Raw genomic sequence first — 26,531 nt, forward strand, 5'->3', positions numbered from 1 at the left:
AAAGAACGCACTAAAATTGGAGGGAGTATGTGCATGAAAAAGAGACTTAGTATCCTGTTAGCAGTAATTTTTGTGTTTTCTTCCTGTTCCGCAGCTCTGGCCGCTACGTCGGTATCGGTGAGCAAATCCTATTATTTTGCAGATAATTATAGTTACAGGGATTATAAGGACTATAAGGACTACAAGGATGTAGCGGAAAAAAGCATTTTTATTCGTTACTCTATTGGCAAAAACGGCAAGATAACAGCCAACTATCCTAATAATGCGACCTTTTATGTACAGCCTAACACCAAGATTTATTTATATCGTGATGATTCCTATGGCTCTGGCGGCAAAATTTCTATAAGCAATTCGAAAGTACTAAGATCCTATGGCTCCGGCGTTTACAAAGCCATTGCATCCGGAACCAGTAAAATCACAATTTATAATAACAACTGGGGTAAGGCCTTTTCACTGAATGTGGTTGTAAAAGGCCGGGATTATACAAATTATTACCCCGACAAAAATGTAAGCACCAGCCATGTTTATAAAGTTGGAACGGTCAATGGTGTAGCCATCTATGTACCGGAAGAAGAGCTTTATAAATATCTTAATAAATAAGCTAACTAGAGAAAAGGTCTGAGAATCCTTAATTGGATTCTCAGACCTCAGACTGTCAAAGAACCTCGTTTCAAACGAAAGAAACGGGGTTCTTGATATAAAAGAGAAAGAAGTGAAGAGAAGAGAGAAAAGAAGAGGAAGCTTTAAACTTCCACATGGCCAGTTTTTTGAGATTCATGGCAGCAAATTTAAGCCGGACCCAATTGCTAACCTGATCCAGGCCTCGATAGGGAGTATAGCGCATGGCATACTTCTCTTTGGCATCTGCGAAGACCCGTTCAATGGTCTGACTTCGCAAGGCATAGGTCTCTTTCCCCAGCGGCGAATGCCGGACATCCTCTGCGCGTTCCAGATAATCCTGCCACACATGACGGGTGACTGTCTTTTGGCCGCTTCGGTTCCCGACACACCGTTCCCGGGTAGGACACTTTTCGCATCGGTAGCTTCTGCTCTTGTATTCCCGATAGCCGTAACGGTTGGTGGTGCAATAGCTCAGAGGCTTGTATTCCGGGCAGAGGATTTGATCGTAATATTCATCGTAGACATATTTGTACCATTCATGGTTTCCCTTTTTAGTCACCGGTCGTTTATAGGGTAAGGACGGCACCCGTCCATCATCAAAAATTCTTTTGCAGATCCAGGGCGTTTTGTATCCGGCATCGGCGGTGATCACTTGGATTTGAGGATAACGTTGCGTCACTTTTTCATAGACGGTATCAAAGACCACACTGTCATGGACATTCCCGGCCGTCACTTCCACTTCAAGCACAAAGTTATGCCGGTCGCATACCGTGTGGGCACTGTAGGCAAAACATTGCTTATGCTCTCCTTTGTGGAAAACACCACTTTCCGGATCGGTTGTGGATTGGGTAAGGATCTTTTCTTTGGGGCTGCCGCTGGAATCGTCGTCATCAAAGGGCTTTTTACCATGGGCCTTCCGGTCGGCATTGATCTCTTGTCTCAGTTGCTGTTCATAGACCCGGGCGGCGGTGGGAATGGCCTTTTTTACTTTCTTTTTGAGGTTGGCATTGGCTTTGATATGGGTCGCATCAATAAATACCACTTCCGGCTTTAGGTACCCTGCTCGCTCCGCTTCGTAGAGGATCCAGGTGAAGATTTGTTCCACGGTCTGGGGGGTGTAGCGCTGCTTGAAGTTGTAGCTGATGGTAGCAAAGTGCGGAATGGGTTCATTGAGGGTATAGCCCAGGAACCAGCGGTAGGCGATGTTCATTTCGATGTCTTTTACGGTTTGCCGCAGCGACCGGATCCCGTACAGATGCTGGATCAGGACCATCTTAAACAGCACTACCGGATCGACGCTGGGTCTGCCGTTATCCGGGCAATAGAGTTCTTCTACCAAGTCATAGATTCTTGTGAAATCCACGCTTCCGTCGATTTGCCTCAACAAATGATCGTTCGGCACCAGCAGGTCTGTATTCACGATCTCCATTACGTTGCGTTCTAGTTTTTCTCTTTTAAGCATCTTTCCATCACCCATTCCATTTTATCAAAAATGGCCGGCCATCGGCCGACCTTTTTTGACAGTCTGAGGTCTGAGAATCCTTAATTGGATTCTCAGACCTTTTTATTTGCTCTTAAGAACAAGGGAAAAATGAAGGATGGGAATCTTAATTTGTTCCATTCTGGCAATAATAAAAAGGTTGTGGAAGCAAGAATATAAGTGGATCAAGTTCATAGAAAATATTAATCTCCGGGGGATAAGATGATTTTTATATATAATTGCTACGGAGGAACCCATTCCTCTTCCTTGGCCTCAGCGATTCATTTAAATAAACTTCCTCAAGATCGAATTCCCACTAAAAGCGAAATATTAAATACGGATTACTTTAATAAGCTGTCCTGCAAAGATATGGGCAGGATTATTTACCGGGGTATGGATGAAGAGGGCAATAAGGTATTCAGCCTGGGAAGGGGTACATCCAGGGTATTGCTGCCCTGTCTAAAAAACCTTATTGTGCTTCTGCAGCAGGAATGGAATGTCAATGAGAAAATATTGCTGTCTAACATGACGCCCACGGTTACTTTACCAATGACGGTAGGGGGCTTTTTATCAAGAAGATTGAGAATCGATTCAATCGGCGTGCCCCTTCTGGTGATGGGGGCGCAGCAAGCTTATAAGGAAATTGTTGAAGTAGTCAATTTTACCAAGGAGTCGGCAAAAACCTTGCAGGAACCGGTATTATTGCTTTTGAACAGCAGAAACGGGCGTACCTACTAGGAATCTGCCGAGAGAGAACCTTTGAATTTAGTGTGGGTTTTTCTGAATGTATAAGAAATTGTCGATGGGATAATCAGTATTTCGCTCCAATTTCTAATCTTCTGGAAATAATATTTTCCGATATTGGAACTTTATCTTTCCGTAATTAAGCAAAAAAATGGATTAATGGAAATAAAAATTTCCGTTTGTCTTTCTTTTGTTTTTTAGGCCGGTTTTTTTGCGCCTTTGTTTTTTGGCATAAATCTTGCTTAAGTATAAATCCATACAGAAATCTGAGGAGGCGACTTTTATGATAGTAGGCGTACCAAAGGAAATTAAAAACAATGAGAACCGGGTTGCCATTACCCCGGCTGGTGTTCATGCCATGGTGAATAGCGGTCATCAGGTTGTTATTGAAAATAATGCCGGTATTGGCAGCGGCATTACCAACGAGGCGTATCTGGAAGCCGGCGCTACCATACTTGATACAGCCAAAGAGGTATATAGCCAGGCCGATATGATCATGAAAGTGAAGGAACCCCTGCCGGCTGAATATGATCTTTTTAAAGAAGGGCAATTGCTTTTTACCTATCTGCATCTGGCTCCGGAACCGGAATTAACCGCAGCTCTTTTGAAAAAAAGGTGACCGGTGTGGCTTATGAAACCATTCAGTTGGATAATCGTTCCCTGCCCCTTTTGACTCCCATGTCCGAAGTAGCAGGCCGTATGTCCATTCAAATTGGCGCCCGCTACCTGGAAAAAACCTATGGCGGCTTGGGTGTGCTGCTGGCTGGGGTTCCCGGAGTTCCCGCAGCCAATGTGGTGATCGTCGGTGGCGGTATCGTGGGTACCAATGCAGCGAAAATGGCCATGGGCCTGGGAGCCAATGTGACCATCCTGGATGTCAATGTGGACCGTTTGCGTTACCTGGATGATTTGTTTGGCGGACGCATTAACACCGTTATGTCTAACAGCTACAACATTGCCGAGGCTGTTAAAAAGGCCGATTTGCTGGTGGGAGCGGTGCTGATCCCCGGTGCCAAAGCGCCCCGTCTGGTAACAGAGGCGATGGTTAAGACCATGAAACCGGGGTCCGTAATTGTGGACGTGGCCATTGATCAGGGTGGGTCCATTGAGACCATTGACCGGGTAACCACCCACAGCGAGCCCATTTATGAGAAATTTGGCGTAATTCATTATTCCGTAGCCAACATGCCCGGTGCTGTTGCCCGGACCTCTACCTTTGCCTTAACCAACGTCACTCTTCCCTATGCCCTGCAGTTGGCCAACAAAGGCTGGTTAAAGGCGGTTCAGGAGAACGGCGCTTTGGCCAAGGGTGTTAATGTGACCGGTGGCTATTGCACCTTCAAAGCCGTGGCCGACGCTCTGAATCTGGAATACACTCCCCTAGAAAGAATTATCGGTTAATCCATGCTTTCTGTTTTTGAAAACAGGAAGGCTGTTGGTCCAGTGAGATCAATGGTCTTCCTGTTTTTGATTGGCGGCTGCGCAGCGACGGGGCCAAGCTTTTTCGAGGATTTTATGTTAAAATAAAAAAAACCTTGCCAAATTACTGAAAGGTGTAGATAAAAATGAACGAGCCTATCTGGGCGGAAGTCAACTTGGGAGCAATTCGTCACAATATCCAAGAAGTAAGAAGACTGGTGGGTCCCCACAGAGAGATTATGGCGGTGCTCAAAGCGAACGGTTATGGACATGGCAGTGTTCCGGCGGCAAGGGCCTCTTTGGAGGCCGGTGCTTCAAGATTGGCGGTTGCCAGACTGGGTGAGGCCTTAGCGCTGCGGGAAGCGGGAATTGATGCGCCCATTCTGGTCTTTGGCTTCATTTTGCCGGAGGAATTGGAAAAGGCCATTGATAATAAAATATCCATAACGGTATATCGCAGGGATATGGCGGAGACCATTTCCGACGCAGCCCAGAAGTTGGGCCGGGAAGCGACCGTACATTTAAAGGTGGATACCGGTATGGGTCGACTGGGTTTTTTGCCCGGTAAGGAAGGAATTGAAGAGATAAAGAGAGTAAATACTTTGAAGGGCCTTTTTTTGGAAGGGATCTATACTCACTTTGCCACGGCGGATGAAAAAGATAAGCAATATGCCCGCCGGCAATTGGATCAATTTTTATCCTTTGTTGAAGAACTGAAAACCCAAGGGATTTCCTTTGCCCTTCGTCATTGCGCCAACAGCGCCGCCATCATCGACCTTCCCGAAGCCCACTTGGATATGGTTCGCCCGGGGATTATAATTTACGGGATGTATCCCTCGGATGAGGTCGACCGCACCAAGGTAAGCTTACAGCCGGCCATGGTACTAAAGACCCGGGTTTCCCATCTGAAAAAGATGCAGGCCGGGGCTAAAATCAGCTATGGCTGTACTTATACCGTACCGGCGGAAACCATGATCGCCTCCCTGCCCCTTGGTTATGCCGATGGATATCCCCGGTTGCTTTCTTCCCGGGGACAGGTTCTGATCCGTGGTCAAAAGGCGCCGGTGGTGGGAAGGGTCTGCATGGATCAGTGTATGGTGGATGTGGGGCACATACCGGATGTCCAGGTGGGGGATGAAGTGGTTGTTTTTGGTGATGAAAAATTGCCCGTTGAAGAAATGGCCGCTTGGTTGGGCACAATAAACTACGAAGTGGTATGCCTGGTAGGGAGCAGGGTTCCGCGGATCTTTATTGAGTAACCGGGAGAGTGAATGTGTGAAACGGGTTGTACTGGCCAGTGGTGATAAAAGTGAGCTGGGAAATATAAAACCAATGTTAATACGAAGCGGTTACAATGTAGTGGCCGAGGCAGCCAACGGCATGGCCGCACTAAAGGCGATTCGGACGACTTCGCCGGACGTGGTTTTATTGGATGACCGGCTGCCGGTGCTGGACGGCATGCAGGTGGCCAAAATTGTCACCGAAGAGAATCTGGCGCCTGCGGTTTTAATGGTGTCCAAGGGAAATAAGGCGCTGGTGGAACGAGCCAGGGATGTAACCGCAGCTTTTTTAATGCGTCCTTATCTGGAAGACCAGGTTTACGCTGCCGTGGAGGCAGCGGCTTCCTCCTATAAACGTTTGGCCCAATTGCAGCAGCAGCTAAATGAACTGCAAGAAAGCCTCAACTCCAGGAAAATCGTGGAACGGGCCAAGGGCGTGCTGATGAAACAAAAGGGCTTTACCGAGGAACAGTCCTACAAAGCCATCCAGCAAACGGCTATGAAAAAGAGGACCACCATGAAGTCTGTGGCGGAAGCCATTTTAACCGCCTATGAAATGGGTATTTAATGTATGTATACATTATTTCTAAAAAAAGACCATTGTCAAAGATGAGGGAAACCCCTATAATTAACAATAGCAGCAGGGGACAATGGCGTACCCCAAGCTTAACTGGCCGATGAAAGCCCAGTGAACGGAACATTCCGTACATTGGGTTTTTATAATTTTCTGCCACTCCCTGCCTTGCGATCCATTTCGTAGGAGGGGTTATCTTGCAAAAAATTGAAGCCGTCATTCGATCCAGCAAGCTGGAGGAAGTAAAAGAAGCCTTAAATGAGTATGGTATCCAAGGAATGACCGTATCTCAGGTGATGGGCTGCGGCAAACAAAAGGGCCGGGTGAGTGTTTACCGGGGCCAGGAATATACCATCAATTTGTTGCCGAAAATTAAGCTTGAAATTGTCCTCCGGGATCACCAGGTGGATGAAGTGGTTGAGTTAATTGCCAAGGTTGCCCGCACCGGAGAAGTGGGAGACGGTAAAATCTTTATTTATCCGGTGGCCAATGCCATTCGGATCCGTACCGGTGAATCGGGCAACGAAGCACTATAAAAGCAAGGTTAAATGAATAATTCTTGGGCAAAGATGCCCTCTGGAGTAAGGTTAGTCCGCCTTTCCCAGAGGGCATTTTTTGTTCCCATCATGAACAATCTAAATAAAATACCGGTTAAACACAAAGTAGTGTTATTAGCGATGGCGCTTAATCCAGGGAAAAAATCTTCCCTTGGATTGAACGCCTTCGTTATTAATGTGAAGTCCTTTTAGACAAAAGGGTACCCGCTAAAAGGCCTTCTGCAATTATAAAAATCCATATTTAGGAGGGTTTATTTATGAGAAGTCGACTCAAAACATTCATGTTGGCAATGCTGGCATTGCTGCTGCTGCCCGGCATAGCCTGGGCCGCCGAAGCACCTGCCATTGACACTGGGGATACGGCCTTCATTCTTATCTGTGCAGCCTTAGTTATGATTATGACTCCCGGTCTGGCCTTATTTTACGGTGGCATGGTGCGCAAGAAAAATGTTCTTAGCACCATTATGTTGAGCTTTATTGTTATTTCTGTAGTAAGTATTGTCTGGGTATTGTTTGGCTACTCCTTTGCCTTTGGTACCGCTGGAAGCGAAGCCCTTAACAGTTGGATCGGCGGCACCTCCTTTTTGGGACTTAACGGCGTAGGGCCGGAAGCGGCTCTTGGGGTTATGACCATTCCACACTTTCTTTTTGTAGCTTTTCAGTTGATGTTTGCAATTATTACCGTTGCCATTATCAGCGGTTCTATTGCTGAAAGAATGAATTTTCCCGCCTTTATTGCTTTCATTACTTTATGGGTTGCCATTATTTACGCTCCTTTGGCTCACTGGGTTTGGGGCGGCGGCTGGTTGTTCCAACTGGGAGCTCTGGACTTTGCCGGTGGTACCGTTGTACACATCAGTTCCGGGGTGTCCGGCTTAGTGGCAGCCCTGGTCATCGGCAGAAGGAAAGGTTACGGCAGTGAACCGCTGGTTCCTCATAATCTGCCCATGACGGTTCTGGGCGCTGCGCTCCTTTGGTTTGGCTGGTTTGGATTTAACGCGGGCAGTGCCTTGGCCGCCAACGGTTTGGCCGCCAGTGCTTTTCTGGTAACCCACATTTGTGCCGCCGTAGGGGGTCTCTCTTGGGTAGCGGCAGAATGGATGCATCGCGGCAAACCCACGGTACTAGGTTGTGTTTCCGGTGCGGTAGCCGGCCTGGTGGCCATCACTCCCGCTGCCGGCTTTGTAACTCCTATGGCCGCTATTCTCCTGGGTCTGGTGGTTGGTCCCCTGTGCTACTTTGCAGTTGCTGTGGTCAAAGCCAAATTTGGTTATGACGATTCTTTAGATGCCTTCGGTGTTCACGGCGTTGGTGGTACCTGGGGTGCTATCGCCACCGGATTATTCTGCACCACCACTGTCAATGAAGCGGGTCAGAATGGCTTGTTTTACGGTAATGCAGCCCAAATGGTTCCTCAAATCATCGGGGTGGTTGCGACGGTTGCCTTTGCCGCCATCGGCACCTTCGTTATCCTGAAAGTGGTGAGCCTGTTCTGCAGCCTGAGAGTATCCGCCGATGATGAAGTAATTGGTTTGGATGCTACGGTCCATGGTGAAAACGGCTACGTTCTGGGCGATGCCCTTGGCGGTTCGTTAATTAGTTCTGCGAAAGAACCCGTATCCGGCATTAGCGGGGTGCCTAAATCCGTATAGGTTTAATCCAGATGCGATGATAAGGAGGAATTTAAATGACGAAAATTGAAGCAATCGTCCGCCCCGGTAAACTGGAAGATGTAAAGGATGCGCTCAATAACGCCGGCATTCATGGTATGACGGTTTCCCAGGTAATTGGTTGCGGTCATCAAAAGGGCCGCAAAGAAGTATACAGGGGCACAGAATACAGCATTAACCTGCTGCCCAAAATTAAGGTTGAGGTCATTGTGCAGGACAGCAAAGTGGATGGATGTGTAAAGGTTATTTGTGACGCGGCCCGTAGCGGCGAAATCGGTGACGGAAAAATATTTATCTATCCGGTGACCAACGCCATTCGTATTCGCACCGGCGATCAAGGTGATTTAGCCATCTAAACCATGTTAAAACATACACTCCTCCATATAAATACCTTCTGGCTCCGGGCAAAGTTCCGGAGCAATTTTTTTGTAAAAATCTTTCAGGGTTGCAACGAAACCTTTCCATTAAACGTCTTAAAGGTATCAATTTCCTAAAATGGAGGAATGGAACTTGTCGAAAAAAGTAGTTCATTCGTTAGTGGCTGGTTGTTTGGCTACCGGTTTGCTGCTGAATCCTCTAACTGCCTATGCGGAAGTGGAGGCAATCAAAATGCCGGCTCCGGCTCCGGTTAAGGTGAAGGGGGATGCCGCCCAAGCCAAGGTGCCCTTGGACCAGGCCATTGCAACGGCCAAAAGCTTGTTTGCCATTTCCGGTGATTTTGACCGTTTTGAAAGCGGTTTCAACACCGATGCGGCGGGTAGAACCGAGTGGAGTCTGAACTGGAACCGTACCAAGGAGCCCAATGCCAATGTTTCGGTCCGTGTCAATGCCAGCACCGGCGAAGTGATAGGGATGGACCGCTGGGAATCGCCGCCGCCGGGACAGAAGTACAGCGGCTTACCCCGCTATTCCTATCAGGATGGGGCAAAGCTGGCTCAGGAATGGCTGCAAAAATTAGCCCCTCGTTACGCTGGACAAACCCAATTAAAGCCTAACCAGGAGCAGCTTTATTATGGTTATGGCGAACGAGGATCGGTAGAGCATGATTATTCCTTTTCCAGGATGGTTAACGGCATACCCTATGCTGACAATAATATCTATATACGGATTAACGGGGATACCGGCCAACTGGTGGGTTTTAACCTGAACTGGGATGAAAACCTGACTTTTCCTGGGGCGGGCCAAAAAATCAGCTTGGATCAAGCCCAAAAAATCTTTGGCCAGCAGGTGGAATTGGTCTATTTCAGAGCCCGCGTTTACGGAGTGAAGGATGCCCCGGTAAAACTGGTGTACCAGGTCAAGAACGGCCGGGATATGGCCATTGACGCCCTGACCGGTAAAGTTCTGGAGAATGACGGTTATTATCGGGCTTTCGACGCCGAGATGATGGCGAAGGCCGCAGGCCGGAATGGAAGCGCCCCAGCGGACAATTTATCTCCTATCGAACAGGCGGAAGTGGATAAGATTGCAAACCTGCTTACCCGGGAGAAGGCGCTGGAACTGGCTAAAAGGGCGGTAACCATTCCCGGCGGGTTAAAAGAAGAGGAAAGCCGCTTATCCCAGGATTATCAGTTCCCGGAAGTAAAACTGTGGAATTTCAACTGGAGCGGGGGGGAGTCTTCCCCCATATCCATGAATGTCAATGTTAATGCGGTAACCGGAGAGTTAATTTCCTTTAGCAAGTGGGATAATGCCAGATATGAAAAGCTTCTGGACAGTCAGCCCAGCATTACTCTGGAACAGGCCCGGCAGACAGCCGAAGCTTTTATTAAAAAACAGCAGCCTCAACGCTGGACAGAGGTTAAACTGGTCCAGAGCCGGGCCGACGACGTGATCCCTTTAAAGGGGAAAATTCTGCCCCGGGCCTACAATTTTTATTATTCCCGGCTGGTTAACGGTCTTTCCTTCCCCAGTAACGGTTTTAACATCCAGGTGGATCCCTACACCGGAGAAATAACCAGCTATCAGATGAACTGGTGGAAGTTAAATTTTCCAAGTCCCGATAATGTATTGAGTCCGGAGAAAGCTGTGCAGGCTTTGTTGGCCAACGGCGGATTGTCGCTGGAATACCAGCGCCTTACCGTGGCGGGTAAAGAAGCACAGATGTACCTGGTTTACCGGTTAAAAGACAGCTTCTCCTATGCCTATATGGTGGATGCCGGGACGGGAACCAGCCTGGGCTGGGACGGTGAACCGCTGCCTCCCCAGCAAACCAGCGAGTTTTCGGATATTGCCGGACATCCGGCGGAAGACGCCATTAAAGCCCTGGCTCAAGCCAATATAGCCCGTAGTGTGGACGGCAAGTTTTATCCCGACCGGAATATCACTAAGTTAGAGGCCTTAGAACTGCTGGTGGCCAGCCGGGGTGACTACGTTGACTCTCCCTATGAGCTGCTGCAGTCCGACAAGGAAAAAGAGGAGCGAAGAAAAAAGATCATTAATGCTGCCGTTCGTCAAGGAATCATCCAGCCCGGAGAGACGGGGAACTTAGACCAAGAGCTGACTCGTCTGGAGTTTGCCGTACTGCTGATTAACACTTTGGATTACGACGGGGCTGCCAAACTAAAAGACATTTATGTTCTAAAATCCAAGGATGCCGACGCAATTCCGGAAGAGCAGCGGGGTTATGTTGCTTTAAGTCTGGGGTTGGGGTTACAAACGGAAAGCGGTGATATGTTTAAGCCCGGAGATAAAATCCCTCGGGGTTATGCCGCCACCTCCATTGTGCGAATGTTAAATGTGCAAAAATAACAAGAGACGATTGTTCCCGCACCTGCTTTTAAAGGCAGGTGCTTTTTTATTAAGATCAAAAGGGGATAAGTTTTTAAGGGCAGTCTGTTGGTATTGATAATGAGTAACCCCGTCCGCACATAGAATGTAGTAGGATAGGACGGAAATGGAGGGGAATGAATGGCCAGGGCGTCAATCATTATTCCTTGTAAAAATGAGGGAGATCTAATTAAGGCAACCCTTGAGTCAATTATGGAGACCGGCAGTCCGCTGCCCTACGAAATTATTGTGATTAATGACGGATCAACCGATGGCTGCTGTAAATTTCTGCAGAGCCACAGGAGTTCTTTGCCAGGTGTTAAATTAATCAATACAACGGGCATCGGCTCCTCCAACGCCAGAAATTTGGGGGCCAGACGCTCTGACGGTGATGTGCTGGTATTTTGTGATGCGCACATTACCGTGGCACCCGGCTGGCTGGAAGGTCTTGTTGAGGGGCTCTTGGTCCGGGGGGCTGGGGCAGTGTCTCCGGGTATTGCCAACATGGGAGAAAAATCTGCTGTGGGTTATGGCATGACCTGGAATGAGGATCTGGAGGCAAAATGGCTGCCCCATCCGGGGAAGGTGGCGGAAGTGCCCATTGCTCCCGGAGGTTGCCTGGCAGTTACCCGGGAAACCTTTAATGAAGTAGGAGGATTTGAACGGGGTTTTCGAGTATACGGTTATGAAGATGCCGAATTTTCCTTAAGACTCTGGTTATTTGGTTACCGGGTGGAAGTGGATCCGGATATTATTGTAAGGCACCATTTTAGAAAGCGCCATCCCTATCCTGTTACCCTGGGGGAATACGGCTATAACGCCATCCGTATGGCCATCAGTCATTTTAACCCCGCGAGAATTGGTAAAGTCATCAATTTGTATAGTGATTTGGAAAACATCGGGCAGTTGGTTGCCGAAGTCATCTTTGAAAGCGATGCCTTAGAACAGAGAGCCCTTTACTTTCACCGTAGAAAAAACGATGATAACTGGTTTATGGAAAGATTTCTCATCCCGCTGTAATCGGGTTGACAACCCTTAAACCGGTAGCATAAGATAACCCTAGGTACCAGATAAAGGAAGTGTAAAGGATGGGTTCCAGGACCCAGGAAGGGGGGGATTGATTGAAATTTTTTGGAATCAGTGATTTGCACCTTTCCTTAACCAAGCCCTTTGACCCGGAAAACTGGGATGAAGTTGAATTATATAAACCCATGGATGTTTTTAATTACCAGTGGCACCAGCACTACCGCAAGATTTATGAGAACTGGCATTCCCTGGTGAACCCCGGGGATATTGTCCTTTTACCCGGGGATATTTCCTGGGCCACCCGGCTGGAAGAGGCGGAGTATGACATTGGTTATCTGGGAAAATTGCCCGGAACCATTGTTGCCATCCCAGGCAACCATGATTACTGGTGGCAGGGGATTTCCAAAGTGCGTAAAATGATGCCGGAAAATGTCCAAGTAATTCAAAATGATCATGTGATGGTGGGCAATATCGCTATTTGCGGCAGCAGGGGCTGGGCTTGTCCAAACGGGTACCAGTTCGATGAACAGGATTTAAAGATATACAAAAGAGAGCTCATTCGTTTGGAAAATTCCCTGCAAAGCGTAAAAGAAAAACCCTACGAAATTGTTGTCATGATGCATTTTATGCCAACCAATGAAAACCACGACCGATCAGACTTTATCGATATTCTTTGTCATTATGGGGTAAAGACCGTGGTTTACGGACACCTGCACGACCGTGCCGGAAAATACCGCTTGCCGGATGAAGCGTGGGGTATTCGGTTTCATCTGGTCAGTGCCGATCATGTTCATTTTAGCCCTGTAATAATCAAAGAGATATAGAAAATTTGATGAAAAAGAAAATTTAATCCTTGCATAAATTTCATGATTTGTAATATGGTTTTGTCATATAATGTACCTGAAGGTAATGTTTTACATGCATCAAAGGAGGGGAAACAGCTTTGAAATTGAAATTGACCACCCGTATTATTCTGGGATACTGTACCATACTGGCAATGGCCGGCATACTGGCTGCCGTCATGGTGTACAAGGTAAACCAGATAACTCTGCAAATCGACGGTTTACAGCAGCACAATCTCCGCACCATGCAGGGTATCCAGGTATATTTGGATGAAGAGGCACAGAATTCGATTATTAAAGAATATCTGATTACCGGTTCCCAGGAGGACAAACAGCAATATCAAGAGAAATTTAAGGAAAGCCTGCAACGGCAGGAAGAACTGGTAAAAATAACTCGCCAGAAGATTAATTTGGACAGGCTTACCAAAGTTAGAGACCTGAATGTACAAATGGAAAAAGAGTTTACCAACGGCATTGTTCCCCTGGTGGAACAGGGAAGGATTGAAGAGGCCCGGCAGATCAAGGACGAAAGGCTGGACCCTCTGTCCACACAGTTAAAGGGAGCCATTGACGAATATGTGGCAGGCAAGCAGCAGGAGATTAAGAATGCCGAAACCTTATCTCTGAGTGCCAGCCAGGAGGCTAAGAAAATTGCCCTGATTTTTGCAGTGGTGTTGGGAATCATGGGCATTGGCTTCAGTATTTTGGCCTCTCGTGCCGTTACGCAGCCCATCAACCGACTGGTGAAGGAAACCGAAGTGGTGGCCTCCGGCGATTTAACCCAACGGGTGGAGGTAAAAACCCAAGACGAGCTGGGCAAATTAGCCACCGCCTTTAATACCATGATTGAGAATCTCCATCTTATGACCCGGCAGGTGGTGGAAAAAAGCAGCGGTTTAGCGGCCCATAGTCAGGAATTATCCGCAGCCAGCCAGGAGGTTAGCGCCAGCGTCGAGGAAATAACCAGTACCACCACAGATATGGCCAGCTCCGCCAATCAGGAGGCGGCAGGGGCGGCTAACGCCGTGGAGGCTACCCGCAGTGTGGAAATTTCAGCCGAACAAGGGAATCAGGCGGTAGAGCATGCCATGCAAAAGATGAATTCCATTGTCAGCCGGGTGGACAAAAGTGCCGGCCAAGTTCTGCAACTGGGTGAAAGATCCCGGGAAATTGGCAAGATTACGGATGTTATCACCGGCATTGCCGATCAGACCAACCTGTTGGCCCTGAATGCGGCCATTGAGGCGGCCCGGGCGGGAGATCAGGGGAGAGGTTTTGCCGTTGTAGCCGAGGAGGTCCGGAAATTAGCCGAACAGTCTTCCCAGGCGGCCAAGGAAATCAGTGCCATAATCAGCCAAATTCAGGGAGAAACAGAACAAGCGGTTAAGGATATGAAACTGGGGGTTGGAGAAGTTCACGAAGGAACCCGGGTGGTTAGTGCCGCGGGTCAGTCCTTAAAAGAGATTCTGGAGCAGGTGAAAGACACCGTTTCCATCATTGAAGAAATTGCCCAGGGGGCCGAACGAAACAGCCAAAGCGCTCAAACCCTGGCAGCAGCAACCCAGCAGGTTAATGCCACGGTGCAACAAATTGCCAGTGCCTCTCAGGATTTGGCCAGAATGGGAGACGAATTTCAAAGTCTGGTTACTCACTTAAAAGTGTAGCATTGTAAAAAAGGTTGCCGTGTGTCCCGTGCAACCTTTTTATTGTTTATGAGAGGAAAAAGGGTTAAAATTGTAAATAAGATTTCCTCAGGGAGGTAGATTCTTGCAAAAGTCCTACACGACCCTCATACCTGAACTGCATAAGTTTACATATGAAATTATGGAGTCTTCCGAGGACCTGATCACGATTATTGATAAACATGGCATTATTATTGCCATGAACCCGGCTTTAAGCAAACTGCTTAATATAAAGCATGAACAGTTGCTCGGACAGCCCCTGGTGGAGGCGGTGTACGGTGGACGTAAATTTGATTTCCAGGGGAATTATCTAAGTCCCATCATCGAAACCCTGGAAACCGGACGAGAGTTTAAAGGAAAAGAAATGGGCATTAAATCCCCCTTAATGAACGGATCTTTTGTTTGTCTTACCACCACAGGAATTCTTCGGGATTCCCGTGGCCGACTGGCCGCTGTTTATTGCTATGATAAAGATTTGACCCTGTGCCGCCAACTGGAACGCACCAATGAAAAACTGGAGGAATTAATTCACAGCCAGCATTTACAAACGGTGTTGGCTTTTTCTGAAGCTATTGGGGCCAGGGATAACTACACCCGGGGCCATTCGGAACGGGTAGCGGAATATGCCCAGATGATCACCAGGGCCATGGGACTTGACGACCTTGATCAACTGGTCTACGTGGCGGCCCTGGTACATGACGTAGGCAAAATAGGAATCCCCGAGCACATCCTGAACAAGCAGGGCCGATTAACCGACGAGGAATACCAAAAGATTAAGGAACATCCCGTAACCGGCGCCAACATATTGAAACAAATTGGTACTTTTAATCACCTGGTTCCCATTGTTCGGGCACACCATGAACGCTATGACGGTCGGGGTTATCCGGACGGTCTGGCCAAAGAGGAGATTCCTTTAATCAGCCGTATCATCGGAGTAGCCGACGCCTTTGAGGCCATGACATCCGACCGCAGTTACCGCAAAGGCTTTACCATTGAACAGGCTGTGGAGGAGTTAAAATGCTGCTCCGGTTCCCAGTTTGATCCCCAGGTGGTCAAACATTTTCTTAGACTGATTGCGGATTAAAACAAGGGACCTTTCAACATTAGAAGATTCTTGGGCTAAGATACGACTTCATATCCTTATCATCTTTACTCCCTAAAAAATAATTTGCTTTGGCGTGATAGTCGAATTCCGCTATAATGAAAACCTTATTAAAAAACTTCAGAAAGGTCTTATTTATGAGAAAGACACTAATAATTGTTGGAATTGGAATGCTATCCGTTTGTCTTCTCTTATTCGGAACATATAAATTAATGAATTCAAGAACATACCAGTTATTTGGAGGTTTGACTCAACAGGTGGAGACAAATCAAAAGGTAGTAGCTTTGACTTTTGATGATGGACCAACGAAGAACAAAAATCAGCTTTTACAGTTATTAGATAAATACAATGTAAAGGCTACCTTCTTTCTAATTGGTAATGAAATTGAGAAATACCCGGAGGAAGCTAAAAAAATTGTCAAAGCAGGTCATCAAATGGGAAATCACACCTATTCTCATAATCGAATGGTTTTCAAAACCCCTTCCTATATCAAGGAAGAAATTGAAAGAACAGACCAATTAATTCAAAAAACTGGGTACAAAGGTGAAATTGATTTCAGACCACCAAACGGAAAAAAACTTATAGGATTGCCATATTACCTAAAGAAGCATAATAGAGATACCATTACTTGGAGTATAGAACCAGATACCTATTACACTACTGTTGCTGATAAAGTGAATTATGTGAAGGATAATATAAAGCCAGGTTCTATAATCTTGATGCATCCAATGTATGATGATACTGGTAAAGAACTTCAAGCCATTGAAGGGGTCTTACAAGCACTATCAAATGTAGGATACACATTTGTGACGGTCAATGAGCTTCAGGAGTTATAAGTTTAGGATTAAGGTCAATTCTTAGTATGCTAGTCCAGGAAAACCTAGCATACTAATGACAACACTACTTTTCAGGAGGGCGACCCTTGGCCAAAAATATATTACCAAAGGTGCAGGAAATTTTAGAATTAAGAAAAGTATCCATGGAGGAGTTAGCCCGGCGGACCATGCTGGAAGTTTCGGATATAGAAGGGCTCAAACAATTTAACTCTAAGAAAGCTTCCCATTTGGCCATTACTCAGGCCATTGCCATGGCCCTGGAGATTAACGCCTATTATTTTTGGGGGGACGATGTGGTGGGACCCAGACGCATTCTCTCCCGTTTGAATGTTTTTGATCAGCAAAAATTGCTAAATGGTCAGCTTGTTCCCTTTCTTCGCATTCATAAAGACCAGGCTGCCGAGGGAATAACCGATGAGGAATTGGATGCTTTAATTCAGGTGATGCTGGAGCAGGAGAAGCATCCGGATGTATAAGACACAATAGAAGACTGCTGAACAAGAAACCTCCAGGCCACGGTAAAAGTGGACTGGAGGTTTTAACATTGAGGGCAGGCTAAGTTTAAAAATCAATATTATCCCGGTATTTGAGGTGATCAATAAACTGGCGGGCGGTTCGACCGGACCGCTCATTGTGCCAGAGAATCCACTGCAGGGCCAGCTTTTCAAGGGTTTCAGAGTCCAGCATAATTTCTTCCTGCCGGGCCAGTTCCCGTACAATGTTTAAAAAGGCCATTTTGTCCGGGGATTGGAAGGTGACTTTTAACCCAAAGCGATCCGCCAGAGATAGTTTTTCCTGGGCGGTATCCCCCGGGTGTACTTCACCGCCTCGGGTTGTCTCCAGTTTGCGGTCGGTAAAATATTCTTTAATCAGATTCCGCTGATTGGAGGTAACATAAATCCGCAGGTTGGAGGGCTGCTGCTCCAGGCTGCCTTCCATTTGGGTTTTAAATTCCTTGTATTCAGTCTCCTTTTCTTCAAAGGAAAGATCATCAATAAAGATAATAAATTTCAGGGGAATTTTACGCAGATAGCGGGTCAGTTGCTGGAGGCTGCCCAGATTCTTTTTCGATACCTGCACCAACCGCAGACCGGAAGGCCCGTATTCGTGCAGCAATGCCTTTACGGTAGAGGACTTTCCTGTGCCCCGGTCTCCATAAAGCAACAAATGATGGGCTGTTAGGCCCTCCAGCAGTCGTTCGGTATTATCGATGACCTGCTGACGTTGACGCTGATAGCCGATCAACTGCTGGAAGCGTATGGGATCGGGTTTCTCAATGCCGCTCAGCCTGTAGCCCGAAGGGGTCTCCTCCCAGTGAAAGGCCCAGTAGAGAGCAAAATCGCCTAAGCCAACCCGGGGGTAGAAGGAAAGTAGGTCATCCAACAGGCCCGGCCAGTGGTCGGACTGAAGCAGGCGCTGCTTCATCTCTAAGAGCCTGCCGGCAGAAGAAGTTACAGATAGGTCGCCGGAAGCCGGAGAACTGATGAACCCGTTCATCTTAAAATAACCCGGGCAGACTTGAAAAATTTCATCTAAAATTTCTAAACCTTGCTCACAAAGAGTCTGCAGTATCCTTAAATCATGCAGACAGGCTTCTCTTAAAGCCGGAGAGATCGGGCTGCCTTCAGCCGCCGCCCGGGTAAAAGGGTTATCATCCAGTAAAATCAAGTTTAACAGATGGTTTTGCCAGGGATTCCCCGCCGGGGGTGACAGTTTGGAAGAAAAGGCTTCCAGCAAGACTTTTCCCATACGGTGATAGTCTGCCAGCTTTTCCTCGGGTAAAAAACCGTTTTCAGCGGCAGCGCCGGTAATGCCGGCAAAAATCTTTATTGCCTGATTCTCCTGTATATCTTGAAAGAGAGTTAAACAATGAAGGGATTGATACAAGGGTGAAATGTCATTTCTGTTCAATATGCTTCGCCTCCGGTGCTTGTATAACCGGTTATTCTACATGGTTCCGCCGTAACCCTGCCGAATCTAGGAAATGATCTCCAGTAATTGCTTTAAATTGGTGACCGGCGGCCGGCAGGCAAGATTTTTACAAACATAGGCCGTGGCTTTGCCGCCCTGCGCCGCTTTTTCCTTCAGGAGGGGCAGCAGAGACTCGACTTGATCATTTATTTGGTCTTCCAAGCGAACCAGGATCGCAGCATTGGGAAGAAACTTTTGCTGTACCGCCGCAATCATGTGCTTTAAGTCCGGAGCGGAATTCTTTCCGGATAAAACGATTTCCAGCGGTGCTTCCTGATTCAGGTAGGCGCCAACCAGGAAAAAGGCATGGCCGGCGGGATAAGACCCCAAATTTCCGGCAAAAGTCCTAAACTGTTTTTCGGCTATTTGCTGGTATTTGTCATTGCCAGTAAGGCGGGCTAAACGCAGGAGATTTACGGTGGCTGCGGAATTCCCCGAGGGGATGGCCCCGTCATAAATTTCCTTGGGTCGGCTGAGCAGTTGTTCGCTGTCCTTACCGTAAAAGAAAAAGCCGCCATTTTCCCGGTCAAAGAATAATTCAATCATATCCTCCGTCAATTCCATCGCCCGTTGAACATAAGCCGATTCGTAGGTGCTGGCGTAAAGCTCCAAAAGTCCCCATACCGCAAAGGCGTAATCCTCCAGGTAGGCGGGGTAGGCGGCTTCCCCCTGTCGGTAGCGGGCCAGCAGGCGGCCGTCCTGCCGGCGCAGGCTTTGCTCAATAAACTTCATGGCCCGGGCCGCCGCTCGGGTATATTGCTCGTCCCCCAGAATCCTGCCTCCCATGGCCAGGGCGGCAATCATCAAGCCGTTCCAGGAGGTGAGGATTTTATCATCCTTGTGCGGATGGATTCTCTTCTCACGCTCGGTAAACAGGATTTTCCGGCATTTCTCCAGCCCTTCCACCAGGTCTTTCAGATCAATATCCAATTCCCCGGCAAATTTTACAGGGTCCTGGTGAATCAGGTTAGGTATGCCGGCTCCTTCAAAATTGCCTTCTTCGGTGATGTCATAATAACGGCAAAATAACTCGCCGTCGATTGGACCCAGGATATCATAAACCTCCCGGGGCTGCCAGACATAAAATTTGCCCTCTGCCCCTTCGGAATCAGCGTCCTCTGCGGAAAAGAAAGCTCCCTCGGGGGAAGTCATGTCCCTCAATACATAAGTGAAAATCTCCTTGGCTATTCGACCGAAGCGGGCGTTGCGGTTGATTTGATAGGTTTCCAGATAAGCCATGGCCAACAGGGCGTTATCATAGAGCATTTTTTCAAAGTGCGGCACCAGCCATTGCCGGTCGGTGGAATACCGGGCAAACCCAAAACCAACATGATCGTAAATGCCGCCCCGGTGCATGGAATCCAGCGTTTCTTCCACCATACTCAAAGCCTTTGGCTCACCGGTTTTCTTCCAGTAGCGCAGCAGCAGCATGAGATTGTGCGGGGTAGGAAATTTCGGCGCATCGCCGAAGCCGCCGTAACGGGTATCGTAACTGCGGAGGAAAAGCTGGTAAGCTTTGTCCAGAACATCCGCTGGCAAAGTTCCCGGTCTGGCTCCCACTTCCGCCTGGATTTTAGAGGTAAGCTGATTGCCGATTTCTAAAAGCTTTGGCTGCTCGCTTTGCCAGAGCTGGGCAATTTGCTCCAGAACATCCATTAACCCCGGTCGACCGTACTTGGAATGCTTGGGGAAATAAGTTCCGGCAAAAAAGGGTCTTTGTTCCGGCGTCATGATGATGGTTAAAGGCCAGCCCCCTTGACCGGTCAGAGCCTGGCAAACGCTCATGTAAATCTGGTCAACATCCGGACGTTCTTCCCGGTCTACTTTAACGGCAATAAAATTTTGATTTAAAAGCTCGGCTACTTCCAGGTCCTCAAAGGATTCCCGTTCCATGACATGACACCAATGGCAAGTTGGTTTCTATAACCAACACTATGAGTACCCAATAGAAAGAAATATCGGCTTATCCTCAGCTTTTGCTTTATCAAACGCTTCTTGACTCCATGGGAACCAATCAACAGGATTGTGAGCATGCTGTAACAGATAAGGCGATTTCTCGTTTATCAATCTATTGGGTACAACATTCTTGTTAGTCATTTTATCACCTTCCTTCTATATCTTTTTAATTTATTATCCCCACAATAAAAGATACTACTTTATATATTAACATCAATTTGTGGTAAAGAATGACTTTTTAACTCCATTCATTATTTGCTTCTGAACATAAATGAGGCATTAAACCAATAATTAAGTTTAAGGTGTGGTTATGTGCAGAAATATAGAAGAGTATATTGGCATTGTCTTATCATTCTATAAAAAGTAAATGCTGTTGTCCTTGTCAAAAAAGAACAGTCCCCGTGACAAAAAACTGGGAAAAAATGCTTGACACTTAAATTTATGTATGCAATATTAATAATGATTATCATTTTCGTCATTAAAATGATAATATAAAAAACGAAGGCTTCCGCTGGTTTAAAGACTTGGCATAAGCCAATTTTTTATAACTAATTAATGATAATGGGTATCATTATCATGCTTGGAGGTGTAAAAAAGGTGTAAAAAGAAGGTAAATCGGCTGTAAAGAAGATTGAGGAGGATAATACATTTTGAAACTTACAAATCTGAAAAAGGAATTTAGAAGGTTTGTCGGGCTTATATTGGCGGTGGTAATGCTCATTTCGTCTGTCCCGCCTGTTTATGCCGGGGAGGTTGCAACAGGGGCAGGAAGCGCTGTGGTTTTACAGGAAAATGATGAAGGACTACAGAGCAGCCCAACACCTGAAGAAGAGCCTGCAGTGAACGGCGAGAATAAAGATATCGAAAATAACGGGGATGAAGAGTCCCAGGGTAGTATCATTCCGGAGGATGGGGCTGAGGATCCAGGTTCAGAGACAACTTCTGAGACAAACGAAGATACTAGCGAAAATAACGGAGATGAAGAGTCCCGGGGTAGTATCGTTCAAGAGGATGGGGCTGAGAATCCACCCTCAGAGATAACTACTGAGGCAAACGAAGAAATTCTCAGCGACGAACCGGATGTTGTTCCAAATCCGGTACAAATTTATAGTATGAGTCTGGCAGGCGATTATAAAGACGGGACATATGAAGGAACGGGCCAGGGACGCAATGGTGACATCGTTGTAGCGGTTACAATAGCGAATAATACCATTACCGAAATAGAAGTAATTTCACAACAAGAAACCCCAAGTTATTGGCAAAAAGCTTTAGCGCTGGTGGATACAATCAAAGATGCAAATTCTACTGATGTAGACAGTGTCAGTAGTGCAACATTAAGCAGCGAGGGCATTAAGGAGGCGGTTAACAACGCTCTGGCCAAGGCTTTGAAAACCGTTTTTGAAAGTGGGGATGGAAGCAAGGATAATCCTTATGAGGTCAAGACTGCAGAACAGTTAACAGGATTCGCCAACGAGGTAAACAATGGTAATGACTATCAAGGCAAGTACATCATACTTTCCGACGATATTGATCTTAGCGGTCAGGAATGGATACCCATTGGCGTTACCGGGCCAGGATTTTCCGGCACCTTCAACGGAGCAGGCAAGACGGTGCAGGGTCTGACCATAAAGAACGGAACGGCGCAGTATGCGGGTCTTTTTGGACAGTTAGGAACCGGAGCCAGAATTTCCGATCTTGAGCTTACCAATGTCGACATTTCAACCAGTGTTGTTGAAGCAACCTATGATAGTAATGTAGGCTCTATTGCAGGCAGCACAGCGGCTGATGTTGTCATCAACAATTGCAGAATTGACGGAAAGGTTGCGGCTTCTGCCAGTAATAAGATAAGCCGGGCCGGCGGAGTAGTTGGCTTTTTAGGACAAGAAAACGTTGTTGCCAACTGCTATACAGATGTTGCTGTCACTGCCCATTCGGCAACTAGCATTGCAAATGCGGGCGGCATCGCCGGGGTGTCGGGTAACAAATGTGTGATTGTTAACGCTGCTGCTCTGGGAGATGTCTCCGCCCGGGCAGACGGTAAGTCATTGAGTGTGGCAGGCGGCATACTGGGCACACATGCAGGAACTGCTTATAATGTGTATGCCTTAGGGGAGGTTACTTCTGAAAGTGCGGATGAAGCCAAGCATTTGGCAGGCGGCATCAGCGGCATGGTCACACCCAATACGGCGCTGATCAATGCCTATTACAATGACCAAAATGCTCAAGGATTTATGACGGCCACTCCTACTGTTGCTATCGGCTATGAGGAGAATGTCCGGGCACTCGGGCAGGGAGATATGAGTTCTCCGGGCTTTGCCGAAGGGTTAAACAATGGGTTGAAAAAAGCATCCCTATCTGCTGCGGCAGCAGCCGTTGCGGCAGCCAACAAACCCAATATGGGTGATTTGCAAAGTGCGGCAGGCTCTGTGAAATTCTATGCCTGGGAGCCCGCCGGCGGCAAGGTGGTGCTGGCCAACCGGTTTTTTGTCGATGATACCGTCAATACAGCGATCTTTGAAAGCGGGCAGGGAACAGCAGAGGATCCGTTTATCATTAAAACGGAGCAACAGTTGAGAGACTTTGCGAAATCCCTTTCAGACGATATGACCTATGCAGGCATATACATTGCTTTGGCTGGAGATATAGATGTTTCCAGCGAGCAGTGGACTCCCATAGGACTGGGACATTATGATTTCCGCGGTGTATTTGACGGCAAGGGTCATGCTATCAAGAACATGTCCATCGGCTCCAGAAACAATAGCTATGAAGAACCAATTGGCGACGCAAACGACGCCGGTAAAATGACTACTTTTTATGGTTTATTCGGGGTAATTGGCGAAAATGGTGTGGTAAAAAATCTTGGCATCGAAAACGCAACCGTTTCTGTCAAAAGGGAAGGAATTTGCTACGCCGGGCTGCTGGCGGGCGTTACAGACAAGAGCTATATTGATAGCTGCTATGCAACAGGCTATGTCTACAGTGAAACCACCCATCCATTAAAAACCGAGTCCTCAGAAAGAATCAATGCCTGGGCCGGCGGACTGATAGGAATGACGGTAAGGGGCGGTATTATCAACTCATGGACGGACGCTGAAGTTTATTGCACTGCCGTAGGAGGGCTGGCTGAATCCGGAGCCTTTATCGGTATGAGCAACAGAAGTGTGGTGGCCAATTGCCTGGCCCTTGGTGATGCGGGCGGCAGGGCAAGGAGAGACAACGGATATGAAGGGGCACCCGCTGTATCCTCCTTTATCGGTGTCAATGGGGGGAAAATGGCAAATTGCTATTCCGTTGGCAACATGAAGGCCGATTCCTTTTCGCAATATGTGGGTTCCATAACAGGTTGGGCCACGGGAATTGCCAGGCAGTTTGTATCCTATTATAATTCCGATGCTGTCCAGAACAACAACGGCACAATCAATAAGCCTGTTTTAGATGTAGGATTTTTGGTTAGCGCAGGTGTAAATGACGAGGGTGAGCCCTATGACGGTACGTACCATGTGGGCATCCTGCCCAAAAGCTCAGCCGAGCTTAAAAGCCAGGCCTTTGCAGATCTTTTAAATGCAAATCACAATGCCTTTCCTCTGGATATTGTCAATGGAGTGAGCTCCAACATAGGAGAGCAGAATGCCATGGGGCTGCCGGACTTTATGAAGCTCAAGGCTTGGCAACTGGTTGGCGGTATTGTGTTGCCTGTGGGTGAGCCGGTTGCCACAACCTATAAGGATATGACGCCGAATTTTGAGCCTAATAAGCTGGATATGGCGGACGGAACCTACTACGGCAGGAAGGAAGGCCCCAGCGGAAAAGATATCTATGTAGAGATTAAAGTTGAAAAAAGCCGGATAGAAGATATCCGCGTTACAGAGCACGGCGAGGGAGCGGCCCTGGAAGAGGTTAGGACAAATGTTATTCAAGCAGTCGTCGCAAGCCAGAACTACGCCGTGGAAGACAATGACAGTGACATTGTCAAGGCCTTAAAAGGCGCCATAGCGACAGCGGCACAGAAGGCTGCCAAACGTGACCAGACAGGCTACGGAAAGGTCGACCCCTCTATATTTGCCGGTGGGAACGGAACAGAGACCAAGCCGTATCTGATTAAGACAGCCGATCAGTTGCGGGCCTTTGCGGCATCTGTCAATGCCGATGAGCATTATGAAGGCCAATTCATCAAGCTGGACAGCGATATTTCCCTGGCGGGAATGAACTGGTTGCCGGTGGGAGGTTCGGGAGCTTATGGCTTCAGAGGTACCTTTGACGGAAATAATAAGGTCATTAGACACATGACCATAGGCTCCGCTGCAGCTCCGGAGGAATATTGCAAATCCGTTGGTCTTTTTGCCAATCTTGAAGCGGCAAAAATCAAAAATTTAGGCCTGGAGAATGCTGCTGTTTATCTAAAGTATATGGAAGACGACCAAATAGCCTATGCGGGTCTTCTCGCGGGTTATGTAGCTGAAAATGCTGGAGACGGAGGATATATTGATTTTTGTTATGCTAAGGGAAAAATCAACACTTTCACGGCCAAGCAAAATGACAGCGGAGGTCTGGTGGGAGGTATTAACCGCGGTACAATAGCAAACTCTTATGCCGATGTGACAATCGATGCGAGGAGCAGGGACAACTATAGCTATGCCGGAGGGCTGGTCGGCTTGCCCAACCGGGCGGCCGTTATCAACAACTATGCCTTCGGAAGTATAAACGGCGCAGGAAATGGCGCCAGGGTAACGATAGGCGGCATCGCAGGCTTGAATGCCGGGGTGGCTGTCAATAATTTTGCTAATGTAAGCCTTATCTCAGAAAATACAACAGAGGATATCGGAGGTTTTACAGGCAGAACCACGGGGATTAGTTATATTGAGCAAGGCTATTATAACACAGGAGCCAAGCAGGTTAGCGGAAAAGCGGTTATTTCTCCTGCCAAAGGGGTAGGAAGGATTGTGGCAGGAAATGATTATGGCAAAGGAACTGTCATAGCTTTGGAAGGCAAAGCTTTATCCGAGCTTAGGAGTAAAGATTTGGCAGACCGGCTCAATGCCAACAAGAACGACAGTGCTCTCATGGCCAGAGCCAATGCTGTTCTGGATGGGTTTGGCAGCAAAATTGCTCCAAATGTAACATTGCGTGATTGGGCCTATTCATCAAAGGAGCAAGCCGTGATATTTAAGGATAGGATTGTATCATCTCCGGGTTCAGGAGGGAGAGGTTCATCCGGACGCTCGTCCTCAGATTCAAACACTGATGAAAAGGATACGGCTGCAGAGGATAAAAAAGAAACTAACAATGGTTCGGCTGTTTCACCGGCCGAAGCAGCCGCAAAATTATTCCCGGATGTCAATAATCATTGGGCTGCTACTGTTATCGGAAAGGCAGTGGACAGGAAGCTTTTTGCCGGTGTAGGCCCGCAAAGCTTTGCTCCGGATAGTACCATGACAAGAGAGATGTTTGTTGCCGTACTTAGAAACCTCGCTAATGCGGAGATTGTAGAACCGGTTAATTTTAAAGATGTTGAAAAAAATTCCTGGTATGCAGGCTCTGTGGGTTGGGCTAACCAAACGGGCATCGTAAGCGGCATCAGTTCTGAAGAATTTGGTGTAGGCAAAGCTGTGACAAGAGAGCAGATCGCTGTTATGCTATATAATTTAGCCAAAGCAAAGGGTTTGCAAATGTCTGAGGAAGGAAATGTGGGCTTTGCTGACCAGGCTTCCATAAGCGACTGGGCAAGGACAGCGGTTACCGCCATGGCCAACGAAGGCATTATTAGAGGCAGGGACAATGGAAGCTTTGATCCGCAGGGCCAAGCTACCAGGGCAGAAGCTGCTGCAATGACTGTCAACTTTATGGAGAGATATGGTCTATAGAGCCAAGACTTTCTTGACTCTAATGGTTAAATGAAGAAGCTAAAGCCGCAACCCTTTGAGGTAAAAAGAGTTGCGGCTTTAGCCATGATTTTGCAAAATGCTCCATTTTTTATGAGGTGATGATGATACGCTGGCCTTTGG

At 47.5% G+C, this 26,531-nt stretch carries 17 protein-coding genes and 2 pseudogenes; 16 read left to right on the top strand and 3 right to left on the bottom strand.

What is annotated here, in order from left to right; all coding sequences use genetic code 11:
• Window positions 1-33: 33 nt before the first annotated feature.
• Complete coding sequence (locus tag DESRU_RS03970; RefSeq protein ID WP_013840834.1) at window positions 34-600, top strand: hypothetical protein; 567 nt, start codon at window positions 34-36, stop codon at window positions 598-600.
• 70 nt (window positions 601-670) lie between these two features.
• On the opposite strand, the gene DESRU_RS03975 is transcribed toward DESRU_RS03970, so the two are convergent.
• Window positions 671-2,083 carry an IS1182 family transposase gene (locus DESRU_RS03975; protein WP_013840835.1) on the bottom strand — a complete coding sequence of 471 codons (1,413 nt, stop codon included), beginning with the start codon at window positions 2,081-2,083 and terminating at the stop codon, window positions 671-673.
• Between the two features lie 240 nt (window positions 2,084-2,323).
• Here DESRU_RS03975 and DESRU_RS03980 point away from each other — a divergent pair, with 240 nt between their 5' ends.
• The 14 genes and pseudogenes from DESRU_RS03980 to DESRU_RS04045 all read left to right on the top strand — a co-directional run bounded on the left by DESRU_RS03980 (window position 2,324) and on the right by DESRU_RS04045 (window position 17,078).
• Complete coding sequence (locus DESRU_RS03980; RefSeq protein WP_013840836.1) at window positions 2,324-2,839, top strand: DUF3189 family protein; 516 nt, start codon at window positions 2,324-2,326, stop codon at window positions 2,837-2,839.
• A gap of 289 nt (window positions 2,840-3,128) precedes the next feature.
• Window positions 3,129-4,246 (top strand): annotated as a pseudogene (gene ald, locus DESRU_RS03985) (alanine dehydrogenase).
• Between the two features lie 164 nt (window positions 4,247-4,410).
• Window positions 4,411-5,523, top strand: coding sequence for an alanine racemase (gene alr / locus DESRU_RS03990; protein WP_013840837.1), 1,113 nt, complete (start codon window positions 4,411-4,413; stop codon window positions 5,521-5,523).
• Between the two features lie 16 nt (window positions 5,524-5,539).
• Complete coding sequence (locus DESRU_RS03995) at window positions 5,540-6,112, top strand: ANTAR domain-containing response regulator (RefSeq protein WP_013840838.1); 573 nt, start codon at window positions 5,540-5,542, stop codon at window positions 6,110-6,112.
• 203 nt (window positions 6,113-6,315) lie between these two features.
• On the top strand, window positions 6,316-6,654 hold the full coding sequence (locus tag DESRU_RS04000; RefSeq protein WP_013840839.1) for a P-II family nitrogen regulator: 339 nt from the start codon (window positions 6,316-6,318) through the stop codon (window positions 6,652-6,654).
• A gap of 278 nt (window positions 6,655-6,932) precedes the next feature.
• Window positions 6,933-8,327: an ammonium transporter gene (locus DESRU_RS04005; RefSeq protein ID WP_013840840.1), complete on the top strand. Its 1,395-nt coding sequence runs from the start codon at window positions 6,933-6,935 to the stop codon at window positions 8,325-8,327.
• 35 nt (window positions 8,328-8,362) lie between these two features.
• Window positions 8,363-8,701, top strand: coding sequence for a P-II family nitrogen regulator (locus DESRU_RS04010; RefSeq protein WP_013840841.1), 339 nt, complete (start codon window positions 8,363-8,365; stop codon window positions 8,699-8,701).
• Between the two features lie 154 nt (window positions 8,702-8,855).
• A complete protein-coding gene (locus DESRU_RS04015; RefSeq protein WP_013840842.1) occupies window positions 8,856-11,096 on the top strand; it encodes a YcdB/YcdC domain-containing protein in 2,241 nt (746 codons plus the stop codon).
• A gap of 159 nt (window positions 11,097-11,255) precedes the next feature.
• Window positions 11,256-12,134 (top strand): glycosyltransferase family 2 protein, encoded by an 879-nt coding sequence (locus tag DESRU_RS04020; protein ID WP_013840843.1) that lies wholly within the window; start codon window positions 11,256-11,258, stop codon window positions 12,132-12,134.
• Window positions 12,135-12,235: 101 nt separating this feature from the next.
• On the top strand, window positions 12,236-12,964 hold the full coding sequence (locus DESRU_RS04025; protein ID WP_013840844.1) for a metallophosphoesterase: 729 nt from the start codon (window positions 12,236-12,238) through the stop codon (window positions 12,962-12,964).
• Between the two features lie 119 nt (window positions 12,965-13,083).
• A complete protein-coding gene (locus DESRU_RS04030) occupies window positions 13,084-14,646 on the top strand; it encodes a methyl-accepting chemotaxis protein (protein ID WP_013840845.1) in 1,563 nt (520 codons plus the stop codon).
• A gap of 103 nt (window positions 14,647-14,749) precedes the next feature.
• Complete coding sequence (locus tag DESRU_RS04035) at window positions 14,750-15,748, top strand: HD-GYP domain-containing protein (RefSeq protein ID WP_013840846.1); 999 nt, start codon at window positions 14,750-14,752, stop codon at window positions 15,746-15,748.
• Window positions 15,749-15,864: 116 nt separating this feature from the next.
• Complete coding sequence (locus tag DESRU_RS04040; RefSeq protein WP_238446358.1) at window positions 15,865-16,602, top strand: polysaccharide deacetylase family protein; 738 nt, start codon at window positions 15,865-15,867, stop codon at window positions 16,600-16,602.
• An 86-nt stretch (window positions 16,603-16,688) separates the two neighbouring features.
• Entirely contained in the window at window positions 16,689-17,078 is a 390-nt protein-coding gene (locus DESRU_RS04045; RefSeq protein ID WP_013840848.1) for a hypothetical protein, read from the top strand.
• A gap of 85 nt (window positions 17,079-17,163) precedes the next feature.
• Here DESRU_RS04045 and DESRU_RS04050 read toward each other — a convergent pair whose 3' ends face one another.
• The gene (locus tag DESRU_RS04050) at window positions 17,164-18,513 is read right to left on the bottom strand and encodes an ATP-binding protein (protein WP_013840849.1); all 1,350 of its coding nucleotides are present in this window, start codon (window positions 18,511-18,513) and stop codon (window positions 17,164-17,166) included.
• Between the two features lie 66 nt (window positions 18,514-18,579).
• Window positions 18,580-20,670: pseudogene (locus DESRU_RS04055) on the bottom strand (thioredoxin domain-containing protein).
• Between the two features lie 509 nt (window positions 20,671-21,179).
• On the opposite strand from DESRU_RS04055, the gene DESRU_RS04065 reads away from it, so the two are divergent.
• Window positions 21,180-26,390 carry an S-layer homology domain-containing protein gene (locus tag DESRU_RS04065; RefSeq protein ID WP_013840850.1) on the top strand — a complete coding sequence of 1,737 codons (5,211 nt, stop codon included), beginning with the start codon at window positions 21,180-21,182 and terminating at the stop codon, window positions 26,388-26,390.
• Window positions 26,391-26,531 lie beyond the last annotated feature (141 nt).

Origin of the sequence: Desulforamulus ruminis DSM 2154, assembly GCF_000215085.1 — a bacterium.
Classification (GTDB): Bacteria; Bacillota; Desulfotomaculia; order Desulfotomaculales; family Desulfotomaculaceae; genus Desulfotomaculum; species Desulfotomaculum ruminis.

What these genes read in the sequence shown, in the direction of transcription:
- DESRU_RS03970 (WP_013840834.1), top strand. Translation starts at nt 34, where the DNA reads ATGAAAAAGAGACTTAGTATCCTGTTAGCAGTAATTTTTGTGTTTTCT.
- DESRU_RS03975 (WP_013840835.1), bottom strand. Translation starts at nt 2,083, where the DNA reads ATGCTTAAAAGAGAAAAACTAGAACGCAACGTAATGGAGATCGTGAAT.
- DESRU_RS03980 (WP_013840836.1), top strand. Translation starts at nt 2,324, where the DNA reads ATGATTTTTATATATAATTGCTACGGAGGAACCCATTCCTCTTCCTTG.
- alr (WP_013840837.1), top strand. Translation starts at nt 4,411, where the DNA reads ATGAACGAGCCTATCTGGGCGGAAGTCAACTTGGGAGCAATTCGTCAC.
- DESRU_RS04005 (WP_013840840.1), top strand. Translation starts at nt 6,933, where the DNA reads ATGAGAAGTCGACTCAAAACATTCATGTTGGCAATGCTGGCATTGCTG.
- DESRU_RS04010 (WP_013840841.1), top strand. Translation starts at nt 8,363, where the DNA reads ATGACGAAAATTGAAGCAATCGTCCGCCCCGGTAAACTGGAAGATGTA.
- DESRU_RS04020 (WP_013840843.1), top strand. Translation starts at nt 11,256, where the DNA reads ATGGCCAGGGCGTCAATCATTATTCCTTGTAAAAATGAGGGAGATCTA.
- DESRU_RS04040 (WP_238446358.1), top strand. Translation starts at nt 15,865, where the DNA reads ATGAAAACCTTATTAAAAAACTTCAGAAAGGTCTTATTTATGAGAAAG.